General features: G+C 37.7%; 16 protein-coding genes and 1 pseudogene. 9 read left to right on the forward strand and 8 right to left on the reverse strand.

The genetic code is table 11. The annotated features are described in order from the left end of the window. Window positions 1-82: 82 nt before the first annotated feature. From E0H80_RS08070 to E0H80_RS08080, 3 genes are all read right to left on the reverse strand, one after another. Window positions 83-835: a zeta toxin gene (locus E0H80_RS08070; protein WP_131364771.1), complete on the reverse strand. Its 753-nt coding sequence runs from the start codon at window positions 833-835 to the stop codon at window positions 83-85. A 4-nt stretch (window positions 836-839) separates the two neighbouring features. After that, window positions 840-1097: a hypothetical protein gene (locus tag E0H80_RS08075; RefSeq protein WP_131364773.1), complete on the reverse strand. Its 258-nt coding sequence runs from the start codon at window positions 1095-1097 to the stop codon at window positions 840-842. Window positions 1098-1396: 299 nt separating this feature from the next. Then, on the reverse strand, window positions 1397-1753 hold the full coding sequence (locus E0H80_RS08080) for a hypothetical protein (RefSeq protein WP_131364775.1): 357 nt from the start codon (window positions 1751-1753) through the stop codon (window positions 1397-1399). Between the two features lie 125 nt (window positions 1754-1878). On the opposite strand from E0H80_RS08080, the gene E0H80_RS08085 reads away from it, so the two are divergent. After that, complete coding sequence (locus tag E0H80_RS08085) at window positions 1879-2487, forward strand: LexA family protein (protein WP_131364777.1); 609 nt, start codon at window positions 1879-1881, stop codon at window positions 2485-2487. A gap of 154 nt (window positions 2488-2641) precedes the next feature. On the opposite strand, the gene E0H80_RS16615 is transcribed toward E0H80_RS08085, so the two are convergent. Next, window positions 2642-2794 (reverse strand): hypothetical protein, encoded by a 153-nt coding sequence (locus E0H80_RS16615; RefSeq protein ID WP_165494290.1) that lies wholly within the window; start codon window positions 2792-2794, stop codon window positions 2642-2644. 319 nt (window positions 2795-3113) lie between these two features. On the opposite strand from E0H80_RS16615, the pseudogene E0H80_RS08090 reads away from it, so the two are divergent. The 4 genes and pseudogenes from E0H80_RS08090 (at window position 3114) to accC (ending at window position 6939) form a co-directional block, all read left to right on the forward strand. Beyond that, a pseudogene (locus tag E0H80_RS08090) lies at window positions 3114-4428 on the forward strand (Y-family DNA polymerase). 236 nt (window positions 4429-4664) lie between these two features. Beyond that, window positions 4665-5120 (forward strand): type II 3-dehydroquinate dehydratase, encoded by a 456-nt coding sequence (gene aroQ, locus E0H80_RS08095; RefSeq protein ID WP_131364779.1) that lies wholly within the window; start codon window positions 4665-4667, stop codon window positions 5118-5120. Window positions 5121-5136: 16 nt separating this feature from the next. After that, a complete protein-coding gene (accB, locus tag E0H80_RS08100) occupies window positions 5137-5553 on the forward strand; it encodes an acetyl-CoA carboxylase biotin carboxyl carrier protein (RefSeq protein WP_131364781.1) in 417 nt (138 codons plus the stop codon). 18 nt (window positions 5554-5571) lie between these two features. Continuing rightward, window positions 5572-6939 (forward strand): acetyl-CoA carboxylase biotin carboxylase subunit, encoded by a 1368-nt coding sequence (gene accC / locus E0H80_RS08105; protein ID WP_131364783.1) that lies wholly within the window; start codon window positions 5572-5574, stop codon window positions 6937-6939. Window positions 6940-7019: 80 nt separating this feature from the next. Here accC and E0H80_RS08110 read toward each other — a convergent pair whose 3' ends face one another. Beyond that, the gene (locus E0H80_RS08110) at window positions 7020-7502 is read right to left on the reverse strand and encodes a hypothetical protein (RefSeq protein ID WP_131364785.1); all 483 of its coding nucleotides are present in this window, start codon (window positions 7500-7502) and stop codon (window positions 7020-7022) included. Window positions 7503-7999: 497 nt separating this feature from the next. Here E0H80_RS08110 and E0H80_RS08115 point away from each other — a divergent pair, with 497 nt between their 5' ends. Further along, on the forward strand, window positions 8000-9490 hold the full coding sequence (locus E0H80_RS08115) for an amidase (protein WP_131364787.1): 1491 nt from the start codon (window positions 8000-8002) through the stop codon (window positions 9488-9490). Window positions 9491-9522: 32 nt separating this feature from the next. On the opposite strand, the gene E0H80_RS08120 is transcribed toward E0H80_RS08115, so the two are convergent. After that, window positions 9523-10680 carry an MFS transporter gene (locus tag E0H80_RS08120; protein ID WP_131364789.1) on the reverse strand — a complete coding sequence of 386 codons (1158 nt, stop codon included), beginning with the start codon at window positions 10678-10680 and terminating at the stop codon, window positions 9523-9525. A 260-nt stretch (window positions 10681-10940) separates the two neighbouring features. On the opposite strand from E0H80_RS08120, the gene E0H80_RS16620 reads away from it, so the two are divergent. Together E0H80_RS16620 and E0H80_RS08125 are read left to right on the forward strand one after the other, a co-directional pair. Next, on the forward strand, window positions 10941-11117 hold the full coding sequence (locus E0H80_RS16620; RefSeq protein ID WP_165494295.1) for a hypothetical protein: 177 nt from the start codon (window positions 10941-10943) through the stop codon (window positions 11115-11117). A 239-nt stretch (window positions 11118-11356) separates the two neighbouring features. Continuing rightward, window positions 11357-11593 carry a hypothetical protein gene (locus E0H80_RS08125; protein WP_067867017.1) on the forward strand — a complete coding sequence of 79 codons (237 nt, stop codon included), beginning with the start codon at window positions 11357-11359 and terminating at the stop codon, window positions 11591-11593. 54 nt (window positions 11594-11647) lie between these two features. On the opposite strand, the gene E0H80_RS08130 is transcribed toward E0H80_RS08125, so the two are convergent. Further along, complete coding sequence (locus tag E0H80_RS08130) at window positions 11648-11902, reverse strand: hypothetical protein (RefSeq protein WP_131364790.1); 255 nt, start codon at window positions 11900-11902, stop codon at window positions 11648-11650. Window positions 11903-12025: 123 nt separating this feature from the next. Next, a complete protein-coding gene (locus E0H80_RS16625) occupies window positions 12026-12193 on the reverse strand; it encodes a hypothetical protein (protein ID WP_165494296.1) in 168 nt (55 codons plus the stop codon). Window positions 12194-12853: 660 nt separating this feature from the next. On the opposite strand from E0H80_RS16625, the gene E0H80_RS08135 reads away from it, so the two are divergent. Beyond that, window positions 12854-13471, forward strand: a complete 618-nt coding sequence (locus E0H80_RS08135) for an SOS response-associated peptidase family protein (RefSeq protein WP_131364792.1) — start codon at window positions 12854-12856, stop codon at window positions 13469-13471. The last annotated feature ends 200 nt before the right edge of the window (window positions 13472-13671 follow it).

The raw sequence follows: 13671 nt of genomic DNA on the forward strand, positions 1-13671 counted from the left end.
ATACCCATAAACATGGCAGCAATAGAGTAATCGGACATAAAAAGTATTTAAGATATCGTTGATATAACTTTTATATAATCTTTTATTCTTCAGTAAAATTTTTCAGAACTTTGTCTGCAAACCACCAAGGCAAGTTTTGAACATCAGGATTCATTTTTAAAGTTTCTGCAGATTGGATCTCTGCAATAAATGCAGCCTTTTCACCATTGGAAGAGTTATCAAACAAATAGGTTCGATCACTCGCATCTACCGCCTGCATGAGTAAATCCATACTCCGGTAATAGCGTTCCACAATCTTTTGTTCAGGTACAGGATGTCCACCTACGCTGACCCGATATTTAACTCGGGCAATATTAATCATCGGATCAACAGTCGATACATAATACAAATAAGTTTTAAAACCCTGTCGCTTTGCTGCTTGTAGAAATTCCACTTTAGAAATATGAGACATCACCGTTTCAAAAGTAAAACTAATCTTTAAGCGTAAAAATTCCAAGCGAATATAATCAATAATACGTGCACAGAGATAGGAATCTATTTCTGATGGATCAAACAGAATGTTCCCATCCTCTAATAGAATAGGCTCACTTGTTAGCAAAGCAACCAACTGTCCAGCATTCGGACGTTTTTTCTGTTTTAGAAAAGCAATGAGATTTTGTGATTTTAGAGTGGGATGATAAGTCGTTAAATCTAGCTGATGACTCGTGTTAAGATTCTGTTCTAATTCATCGGCATTTAAATAAGCCCCAATGTGATGGGGCAATAGATATTCTTTGACTGTACTCTTTCCAGATCCGTTGGGACCGGCAAACATCCTTATTCTTGGTTGAGGCATTCAGTTATACAGCTGCCTCTTGTTTTCTCTTGCGTTTTAGAACTTTAGGAAGATGATCAACTGTGACATAAGCCTTAGACAAGTCACGAATCACGGTTTCATGTCCATTAACTTCGCGTTGCAGCAGCTGATGTTCTTTTGCATAAACGACCGTCGCTACCGAGCATGCTTTGTTAAAGGCATGACGAAATGCATGTATAGCAAGTTTAGGAATCATGTCATCCTCATATTTGCCTGCTTTCATGATGGTATAAGCTGTCATCGAACAACTCCCGTTACACAAGGTATATTTCTATCTAATATTAACATAGTACCAATAATTGTCTATTTATACACCAACATAGAAATGTAATCTGTGGATTAATAAATGCAAAATTTAATCACGCTGTGTCATTCCTAGCGATTAAGGAACTTATTAGAATCGCTTTAACGATTCAAGAAATTATTTATTAGCGTCTTAATCATTATTTAAAACATTGTTACTTTCAGATCCTGAGGCTAAAAATTAAAAGCCACTTATTTAGTGGCTCATATCATCAATTTGAACAGCTTACTTTTTACTTAATCTTGGCCTTCTTTCCATACATCTTCATAATCTTCACGATCAATCATAAAACGGAAGCCTTCAGCCAAAGCCAAGTACGGAAGCACTTCCGGCAAAATATCCTGTAATTCTCGAACAGTGAGGGTTTGAAAAAAATCTTCGCCCTCTCCTAGCTCTCCACCATAGATAAACCAAGCGACATTTTCTTCTGTCTCAGGCTTTTTACGAATTCCGACAATCGGTTCTTGATTTAATGTATCTATCGCAACTGCAATAACATCATCACCGCTCACTTTGATATAAGCAGAATCAAATTCTTCACACAATAGCTTTTGTTCTGCGATTAATTCTTCTAAGGGTGATTTCTGGTTCATGGCTTATACCTTGGTAAATTGAGCTGAATAGTGCATTTTATCCTAGATCATAAATATGTAGGCAATCTTTTTATTTTCTGTATTTTTTGCTAAGCTTGAAAAAGTTACAAATTCAAGAAACAATAATGAAAGCTAAAGATCCAACGATAACAGCATATAGCCACGGCGGCAGACGTAGAAATGCAGGGCGAAAAACCCAGTATCAAGAAAAAACGGTGGTTATGCGTGTTCCCGAGTCCAAAGTAGCAGAAATTAAAGCCTGGTTACAGCCGAAGCCTGAAGATGATCGCATTAAAAATATTGAACTCCACCCTATTCAAATTCGCACCCAGATAGATATTGCTTATCCGCTGGAGTCGGTTGCTGCAGGTTTTCCCTCTCCTGCTCAAGATTACACAGAAAACTTTATCGACTTAAATGAATATTTAATCCATAACCCACTGAGTACATTTGTATTGAGGGTGAATTCTTTGTCGATGAAAAATGCAGGGATAGATATAGATGACCAGATTTTAGTTGATCGTAGCTTAAACGCAGAACACGGGGACATCGTTTTAGCTTTAATCAATAATGAGTTCACGGTAAAACGACTGATGAAAGAGAAGCAAAACAATAGTCAACCTAAGATTTGGTTAAAAGCAGAAAATCCGGAATATCCAGATATTTATTTAGGTAGTGAAGATGAGTTGATTATTTGGGGGGTTGTGACCTGTATTTTAAAAAAATTACGATAATGAAATTATATAAGTTCAATAAAACGGGTCTTTTCGTTATAAATAGAAAGACTCTCTTAAATATAAAATAGTAAATTTCTTATTGCCGCAAAATATCAAGCAGCTATAGCTAGACAAAAGCCTCAAGATGATCTTGAGGCTTTTTGTTTAACCCTTAGCGTTGCTGAGGATTTTTTTGCTGTTGTTGATTGGGTTGCTGCTGTTGTTTACCCGTTTGTTGCTGTTGTTGCTTGTCACTTTGTGGGTTGTTTTGCTGTTGTTGACGTTGATTGTCATTTTGCTGATTTGGTTGTTGTTGATTAGCCATTTCCATATCCATCCTTTAGTTGTTAGGGATATGCCGTACTAATTACGACTCTTACTAATCTAGCGGATATTTCCATTTCACCAACCCCCAAACTGTATCGACTTAATTCATTGTAATATTCAAAATATTAATTTATTGATTTCTAGCAAATAACTCTCGCCTAACTTTACGCTATTAACTGTAATTACACTCAAGCTTACATGAGGTTAAACCTCCTCATCTAATGCCCTATTGATTATTCTCAAATTTTTGATTTGAGTTTTTTTAAATATCTCTTTATTCTTGACTTGATAATGTTACAAAATCAAGATTAAAAATAATATTGGTTAAGCATGTCCATACCTACGTCCTTCTTAGGTATAATTGTTATGTCAGCTGTGAGCGCGTATTTGACCCGCAACTGAATGAGAAACCAGTGGTTGTACTCTCCAATAACGATGGTTGTGTAGTCTCTCGCAGTAATGAAGCCAAAGCTTTAAACATCGGGATGGCTGTTCCATGGTATGAAATTGAGAAAGAGGCTTTGCAGGCAGGTGTAAAAGTATTTTCCAGTAATTATGCGTTATATGGAGATATGTCACGGCGCTTTTTTCTAATCTTACAGCAATACTTCCATATAGATGATCTTGAGCCTTATTCGATTGATGAATGCTTTATCCGCTTAACGCCTTATGCAAAAAGCATCGACATTGAACAATATTGCCGGGAGTTGATCAGCACCATTGATCAATGGATTGGTTTACCCTGCTGTATACTTTCTGACTTACAGAGCAAAACTAGCGAATCATTTTGCGAAAAAAAGAACCGGTTTTAAATCGTTCTGTTTCTTGCCTGACTTAGATTTATGCAGTTATGAAAGCTTACTTCAAGAAACACCTGTAGCCGATGTTTGGGGAATTGGTCGCAAAATAAGCAAGCAACTTGAAGATTATGAAATTTATAATAGCTATGACTTAACTTTTGCCAATGAACACCATCTTGCCAAGCAGTTCTCGGTGGTCATTGCACGTACTATTCGTGAGCTAAAAGGTCAATCCTGCATTGCCTTGGATGACCCTGCAATCCCCTCAAAAAGGATACTTTCATCCCGCAGCTTTGCTTCAGTTTTAAGCGAAAAGTCCATCTTAAAGCAAGCCGTTACTTTTCATGTAAACCGTGCTCATAAACGCTTAACTACACAGCAGCAACTTTGCGCGTGTGTGCATGTTTCACTGTATGAAAAAATACCCAATCCCCCCTATAAAAAGGGTACTTCCCATGCACTAGGACTTGAATATGCCACCGATGATTTACTGACTTTAAATCACACAGCATTAAAGCAAGTAAATGTTTTATTTAAAGAAAATAAAAAATATGTCAAAGTTGAAGTGATGTTTACGGCGCTGTCTTCTAAGCAACAGCATATGCATGACTTATGGCAACCCTTGCAACTGATTCAACAGCGTGATGATTTGATGAAAATTTTATTGAAAATGAAGCAACGTTACGGTTCAGATTGTATACAAGTCGGTTATCATTCCACCAGCCCAGCATGGCAAATGAAACAGCACCACCGATCTCCACGTTATACCACCTGCTGGCAAGAACTTCTGACTATCCATTATTCAGGCCTAGCTGTTACACAAAATAAATGAACTGTTTTGGTCAATTCAGTTTACAATGTAAAAAATAGTAATAATTATAAAAAATGTCATTTTTTAACATTGCCAATTCCTTGCAAAGTTTTCATTATATAGCTCAGTTTTGACACGTAGCTTTCACATTGATTAAAACAGTTCATAATAAAAATGTGGAAATACATGCCATAATACGCAAACTTTGCTGACATCTTGCAAGGTAGATTTGCAAACTTATAATTGGAGCAAGCTGAATGAGCTCGACCATTTTGGTTATTCATGGACCGAATCTAAATTTGTTAGGAAAGCGAGAACCTGAAGTTTATGGACATCTCACCCTAGAAGATATTAATCAGAAGCTCATCGCTCAAGCTCAAAATTCATCTCTTTCATTAGATACTTTCCAAAGTAATTGGGAAGGTGCAATTGTGGACCGAATTCATCAAGCCCAACAAGAAGGCGTTCAGTTCATCATTATCAACCCTGCTGCATTGACCCATACCTCTGTTGCAGTACGTGACGCCCTTCTAGGTGTCGCAATCCCGTTTATTGAGGTTCATTTATCGAATGTGCATGCTCGCGAAGCATTTAGACATCATTCATATCTGTCCGATAAAGCCGTTGGCGTAATTTGCGGTTTAGGTGCTCAGGGCTATGCCGCTGCACTGAATTATGCCATCGAAAAAATTCAACTTTCTACGCAATCATAATTAGGAATACTGTCTCATGGATATCCGTAAAATCAAGAAACTCATCGACCTGATGATTGAATCTGACTTACAAGCGATAGAAGTTAAAGAAGGTGATCAATCCATCGCCTTAACTCGTCGCAATCCAGTGGTTGCGGCAGGCGTTCCAACCATGACTGCGGCTCCAGCAGCGGCACCTGTTGCAAAAACTCCACGTGGTGCTGTAGAAGCTTCACCGATGGTTGGCGTGTTCTATTCTGCACAAAGCCCTGGTGAACCACCATTTGTTAAAGTGGGCCAAACGATCTCTGCAGGCGACACTTTAGGCATCATTGAAGCCATGAAAATCATGAACCCGATTGAAGCCACTCAAAGCGGTGTCGTTGAAGAAATTCTAGTGAAAAATGGTGAAGTCATTCAATTCGGTCAAGCACTTTTCCGCTATCGCGCTTAAAACCACGGGGATTTATAAATGTTGCAAAAGGTGTTAATTGCAAACCGTGGTGAAATTGCGTTACGCATTACCCGCGCTTGCAAAACTTTAGGAATTAAAACCGTTGGCATTTATTCCGATGCCGATAAAGACCTCATGCACCTGCGCTTTGTTGATGAAGCCGTGTGTATTGGTCCGGGCGCGAGTAGTGAAAGCTACTTGAATATTCCAGCAATTATTACTGCTGCTGAAATTACCGGTGCAGATGCCATCCATCCAGGTTATGGCTTCTTGTCTGAAAATGCCGAGTTTGCGGAAATTGTCGAAAATTCAGGTTTTATCTTCATTGGCCCACGTCCAGAACATATTCGCTTGATGGGGAACAAAGTTTCTGCCATTACTGCAATGCGTAAAGCCGGTGTTCCAACGGTTCCAGGTTCGGCTCATGCAGTAACCACCAACAATGCACTGGCTGAGGCGAAAGAAATTGGCTTCCCATTGATTGTTAAAGCCGCGTCAGGTGGTGGGGGTCGTGGTATGCGTATTGTAGAACGCGTAGATACGCTACTTGAGTCTGTTCAGGCAGCACAGCGTGATGCAGAAATGTGGTTTGGTGATGATACTGTCTACATGGAACGCTTCTTGCAAAAGCCGCGTCATGTTGAAGTACAGATTTTGGCAGATGGTAATGGTCATGCCATTCACCTTTTTGACCGTGACTGTTCTTTACAACGTCGCCATCAAAAAGTGCTTGAAGAAGCACCTGCTCCAGGCTTACCGGAACAGGCACGCGCTGATATCTTAGAAGCATGTGTCAATGCCTGTAAGATGATGCAATACCGTGGTGCAGGTACATTCGAGTTCTTATTTGAAGATGATGAGTTCTTCTTCATTGAAATGAATACTCGTGTTCAGGTTGAGCATCCAGTCACTGAAATGGTCACTGGTATCGACATTATTGAACAACAACTGCGCATTGCGGGCGGGCTTGGTTTAGATATTGAACAAGCCGATGTTGAATGTCATGGTCATGCAATGGAATGCCGTATTAATGCGGAAGATCCAACCAACTTCATGCCCTCTCCTGGGAAAATTGAGCATTATTATGCGCCAGGTGGTGCAGGTATTCGTTTAGATTCGCACATCTACCAGGGCTACAGCATTCCACCTTACTATGACTCAATGATTGCTAAACTCATTGCGCATGGTAAAGATCGTAAAACTTGTATTGCGCGTATGAAACAAGCCTTAGAAGAGATGATCTTAACTGGAATCAAAACCAATATTCCTTTGCATAAAGACTTAATCTTAAAAGATGAAAATTTCTGTGCTCAAGCCATGGATATTCATTATCTTGAAAAGCATTTGCTTCAGAAATTAGAAGGTCAGCAAAAAGAAGCTTCTTAATACTGATGTCTTAAATGTAAAAACCGCTCTTTATGAGCGGTTTTTTTATATCTATAATTTTATAGCTTAGTTTTTAGCGCTTAAGGTAAAACACGGCGTAATGTCGCAAAACATTGTTCTGCTTTTTCATTACTACAAAAATTAATGGTTGATGGATTTTTCCATTGTACAAAATACTGAGAAATCTCGCCGGTTTGATCTTCCTGAAGACCCGAGCAATCTTTTTCATTATTGTCATATTTTACCTGCAACACCAGCGCAGGCAACAAAGTGCGTTCCTCTTGGGATTGCTGATAATCATAAATACCTGATGACCACTCTTGCCCACTCTTTATGATGACATTGTTATTACTTTTAAAATTATAATATTCAATGCATTTTTTATTATTGGCAACCTGCATTCCCCATAGGCCAACAATTTCGGGACGAGTTACGACACGAATAGTATTTGAACTTTCTGTTTCAGCTGTGTCATCTTCAGTTGCTACAACGGCTTGATTATCATTTGCCATTGCTACCGATGAGCAGAATATAAGTAAAATTGTTAGATATGCGTTTTTCATACAGAAGTTCAAGGCTAAAAATCTCTCTCTACAACTTAGCATATTTTTATGAAAAACCAGTATTTATCACCATATTACAACAATATTTTCAATCATATTAATCTAAAAAATAAAAAGATACTTGATTGAAATAATTAAATTATTTTCTTTAAATTTACATAACACAGATGCGCTTAATATGACCTTCAAGAGCGCTCTAGGCTATTATGAATAATCAAAGATTTCTATTCTATTTTTATGAGTAAAATATAACTAGAGTAAATTTTAATGCTTAGGATATATTTTAGAACATTGATAAATTTTTTTCATTTGCAAACCTGGATCGGAATCTAATCCCGTTTTATTTAGCCACAAGCCGACGCATTCCTGATTTTCAAACTTTAACCAAGCGCTTTACCAATCAGATGCTTCGAAGTGAAATCAGGTCAGTATTGCTTCTTCATATAAAATCCATTACAACAACTAAAGTTCATATGAAAAATAAAACCAGGTCTTTAATGAATCTTTCTGAATATCTACAATATGACGGCCTAGGATTGGCCAAATTAGTTGCCAACAAAGAAGTTTCATCTTCAGAATTACTGAATTTAGCATTACAGCGTGCAACTCATACCAATCCCAAATTAAATGCCATTATTATTCCCATGCATGACTATGCACAGAAACGCACTCAGCAAGAATTAACTGGTCCTTTTGCGGGTGTGCCATTTTTAGTGAAGGACTTATTTCAAGAATATGCAGGCTATCCTACTTTCTATGGCTGCAAAGGCTTAAAACGCATCAATCATATTTCTGAACATAATTCTGAAATTGTAAATCGTTGGGAAAATTCCGGCATTGTCACTTTTGGACGCACCAACACCCCAGAATTTGGTATTAAAGGAATTACCGAGCCTGAGGCTTGGGGAGCCTGTCACAACCCCTGGAATTTAAAACATAATAGTGGCGGATCATCAGGAGGTTCCGCATCTGCGGTTGCAGCAGGTATTGTTCCGATTGCCGGTGCTGGCGATGGTGGTGGTTCTATTCGTATTCCAGCATCTTACTGTGGCTTATTTGGATTAAAACCGAGTCGTGGACGCACCCCGTGGGGACCACAAATGAGTGAGGCCATGCATGGGGCTGCTATTCAACACATCCTCGCCAAAACCGTACGCGATAGCGCAGCAATGCTGGATGCAACCCACGGCGCTGAACATAGTTCCTTATTTAAAATTGAACATCCTCAAAGTAGCTATTTAGATGCCATTCAATATCTGCCTAAAAAACTAAAAATTGCTTTTAGTACCCATTCCCCTATTGGCACCCATGTTTCTAAAGATGCGATTGCTGCGGTTCAACATACGGCGCAACTATTAGAGTCATTAGGTCATACGGTAGTGGAAGATACCCCACCGATTGATGGTATGGCACTCGCCAAAGATTTTATTACCACTTGGTTCAGTCAGTTCTCTTATATGCTTGAGCAAATTAAACAACAACATCAGGCAAAAGATAGTGATTTTGAACTGGATTCACTTGCACTTGCTGCCTTTGGTGGGCAAACCACGGCAATGGAGTATATTCACAACCTGAATAACTGGGGGATCTATGCCACAAAAATGAATCATTTTTTTGATCGCTATGACTTATATTTAACCCCTGCAACGGCTACGGCCGCACCTAAAAATGGTGAAATCAAAATACCCAACTGGCAAAAACCGATTTTAAAAAGTCTATTAAAACTCCGCAAAGCCCATTTACTGGCTCAAGGAAAAATGGTCGATCAAATTGTGAAAGAAAATTTAAAATGGGTTCCTTTTACCCAATTGGCCAATATTACCGGTCTTCCGGCGATGTCTGTTCCGCTGTACTGGAATCAGGACAATTTGCCTTTAGGTTCACAGTTTATTGCACCTTTTGCTCGTGAAGACTTATTACTGCAACTGGCCGCTCAACTTGAGCAAGCACAGCCCTGGTTTAAGCGATACAGTGAAATCCAGCTGTAAAAATAGGCTCTCAATATTATTCAACTTCAGATTTAGGCTTGTTGAATCTGTTTCGGTAGCCATCGAACAAACAACAAGCCGACTAGCGTTGAAAGCCCGGCAATGATAAAAACCACCTCGCCAGAAATCAGTTGCCAGTATTGACCTGCCAAGATACTGCCTATCGCTACACCTAAGCCCCACATGGTGCTATACATCGCTTGGCCACGACCTTGCTGACCCATTGAGAAATTCTGAAAAATAATGCGCATGGCAATCATATGAAACAAGCCAAAACTAAAGGCATGAATGGTTTGTGCTAAAAATTGCGCAATAAATAAGTTGGGGAATAAGCCAACAACAATCCATCTTGCTCCGGTCAGAATCAAACAAAGGCTCACCAGACTACGCCAAGAAAACCGAGTTAAAAACATATGGGCAAAAGCAAACATGATAATTTCAGCGATCACGCCCACTGACCATAAAAAACCGATTTCTGTTGTGCTAAAACCGACTTGATGCAAATAATTGCTATAAAAACTATAAAATGGCGCATGGGAAAATAACAAGACAAATTCAATTGCAAAAAAAGCAGCCACAACAGGTCGTTTTAATATCGGTAACAGTGGTTCCAATTGCGTTTGTGAACGCGGTGCGCTACTCGGTTCTTTGATGCTGAAAGACCAAATAAAAGCCAGAAATGCAATGCACAGCAACATGACAGGCAACATTGAAATAGGGACAATTTCTAATAAGGCCCCGACACCAAAGACACCGACAATAAAACCGATCGAACCCCATTTTCTAACTTTTCCATATAGTTCAGTCCGCTTTTCACCCAACCAGAATAAAGTCACCCCTTCAAATTGCGCTAAAATTGCATTTTGAAAAAAACTAAAAATAAGCATGAGTAATGCAACAGACTGGAAAGTATTTGGAATCAGAAAAATCATGAACCAAATACAGGCTTCCATCCATGTTGCGATGCGTACCAACAACATTCTTTTGCCAGACTTATCAGCAATCCATCCCCAAATAAATGGTGCAAAAAAACGTGTCACAATCGCTATGGAAGATAAAAGCCCAATCTCTTGATAATTAAAACCCTGATCTTCAAGATAAAGGCTCCAAAAAGGCATGAAGGTTCCGACTATGGAATAGTAGAAAAAGTAAAATCCTGCCAGTTTATGATGGATCGGTAGTGAGAACATAGCGTTATAAACAGATGTACTTTAAATGAGTTAATAAATTAAAAGAGTGCTATTGGCTTGTATCTAAGACAACGCAAGTAGCAGTTCAACTTGATAGAGTTTTTTAAAACTTAATTATTTCAAAACTTGTATACAAATTAAAAATGACTCTTTTTCAGCAATCTATGATACATCCTGCGTATGAATTATGCCTGTTAAGTTTGCTTTACTTCATTTAAAATTATAAAGAGATCTATTGATGTTTGTAGGAGGATAAAATTATGCCTACAGGTGCAGGTGATAAATCAGCGTATACAGAAAAGCAGAAGCGACAGGCGAAACATATTTTCGACAGTGAAAGAGAACGTAGTCTTTCTGAAGAAGATGCAGAGCGTATTGCTTGGGCTACAGTCAATAAGCAAAATGGTGGTGGCAAGAAAAAAAGACATCACCATTAAAAATTAAAAGAATATTTTATATTCTGACAAAGCCCTTTAATTAGGGCTTTGTTCTATTCAATTCACGTATTATTCGCCGTTATTTACCGCTTATCGGGAAGAAAAATAGAATAAACAATGTAGAAACATAGCTTTAATTGTGTAGAAAACATACTTTTCTTTGTAAGTCACAATTTAACAATATTCAAGGGTTCCTGCTCATCTACAATTTCAGTTTTACACTATAGGGGGCAAAACTGATGGCGCTCTATTGCATAAAAAAAGATAGGAACTTTTTAACTTATCGCGATCAATTCAATGACTCACATACTTGCGAGATATCTGAGTTGCATTTTTCGATGTTTAACCAATGGCACTGGACGACTGAAGAAGATCGGTCAAAAGTTTTTACCAGTCAAAGAGAAGCTGAAAGTTTTATTGCAGAGCGTTACGGAGAATTTTTTAGGGGTGCAGAGGTTATTTTATTTAAATTATAACTGCATCAGTGATTATTGATCTTATGCAATCAACTCTATCTTAGACACCTCGTTTTATTTTTCAAAATACTTTTTACATCCTTCAAAAAATTCCTCATTAAAGTTCATGGCTGGATCATCTTTATCATCATCACATTGATCAACAGACTTAAGCGTGTCCTGTGCATAGCGATAACCATTGTATTGCTCGGTCCCTTCTTTAAAACCACCAAATTCGTCTTGTTTCATTGAAGATTGAAAATATAGAAAGGCTGCAAGGCCTATAATTGCTATAACCGCGCTTATGATTTTGAAGGGTTTTAAGTTCATTTAATTTATTCTTTGCCTTTGATGAAAATGATGATAAATAAAGATAAGCGGACAGTGAATGTATAAAAATTTAAAATAATAAAAACCCTGAATACTTCGATTCAAGGCGAATAAGACAAAGTTTTATTTCTGTTGCTTTTGTGGTTGTTCAGGTTGCTGATTGGGCTGCTTTTGTGGGTTGGATTCCTGAATGTGTTGATTTTGCTGATCCGGCTGTGTCTGATTAGATTGGTTTTGCTGATCAGACTGCTGATTATGTTGACTTTGCTGCAAGGGTTGTTGATTAGTCATTTTATTTACATCCTATCATCTGGAATATGCCGTACTCATAACGACTTTTTTTAATCTACTCCTTAAATTTAATTATTCCACACTAGATCTGTTTCAATTTTCTTCTATGTAAGTTGGATTCATCTATATGATTGCTCTATCACAAGTATATTAGTTCCTAAATTCACATTATTTACCAGTAGTGTTAGAAATATTATGTTCATTAACAAGCCCCTTTTAAGCTCAATTACATCGCCGTATTATTGACCAAAATATACCTCAGGTTGAGGTAATATAAATTTCAACTAATTTCTATGGGTTATTTTCCACGTATACTGAATTAAACTAATTTGCAAAAAATTCCTTCTATGAATTAATCCCAACAAACGATGACATTATCAAACTCATCTATATCGTGTTTTCAAAGACCACTAAAAACTGGAAAAATAAAGTTCTTTTTCGTTCTATTATTCACACCCGTAAAGATCAATCCGAAAACTCGCCTTGGCATTACAGTCCGAAATCTCCATCACTCAAATCCTATAATTTACATACGTGCAATGTAATTACAGTCCTTGAGATAACTGGCTTTAATAGGAATAGTTCTAGATTTGTAAGATTCATTATTTGTGTGGATTATTTTTGATTTAATAAATATTCATAAAAATAAAGAGACTGCTCATGTGTGCAAATTTTGAAGCGATCAAAAAAAATAGAGCCTTTCTTCTGGACCTTCCAGAACCTCCATTTGAATTTCCTGATGATATTTTCCCTTTATACAACGCGCCAATTTTAATGCATGGGGTTGATCAACCCGAATGGGATCTGGCCAAATTTGGGCTCATTCCTTTTTGGGCTAAAGAGTTAAAATTTGGTCGTCATACCTATAACGCCAGAACTGAAAGCGTGGCTGAGAAGCCCAGCTTTCGACATGCCTGGCATAAAAGCCAATTTGTCTTAGTCCCTGTGGAAACGGTTTTTGAACCTAAATATATAGATGGACAGCCACATTGGTATGGAATTTCCCGTGAAGATGGACTGCCTTTCACTCTTGCTGCGATCTATGAAGATGCAGTAATCAATAGCAAACCTGTCAGATCAATGAGCTTATTAACCATCAATGCAGATCATCATTCATTTATGAAGCAATTCCATAAGCCGAATGATGAAAAGCGTTCCATTATTGTGATACCTGAAAATAATAGAATGGACTGGCTAAATTGCAATGCTAAGCAAGCAAATCAATTCTTCTTTGAAATGAAAGATGAATATGTCGCAAGTCCAAAACGTCAGGCATAAAAAAACGACTGTAGTAGAATGTTTTTGACGAACCTAATACTGAAAAAATTGTCATTTTAGTCATTAATCATATCAAGAAAGTATGCTATTTATTCAATAAATAAGAGGTCATTGCCATAAAGTGTTTATCTCTAAAATTTATATAATTAACTGATAACCTCAGTAATTATTCTTTCTATAAATATTTTATTTCTAGGGTT

The organism is Acinetobacter sp. ANC 4779, from assembly GCF_004331055.1.
Lineage (GTDB): Bacteria > Pseudomonadota > Gammaproteobacteria > Pseudomonadales > Moraxellaceae > Acinetobacter.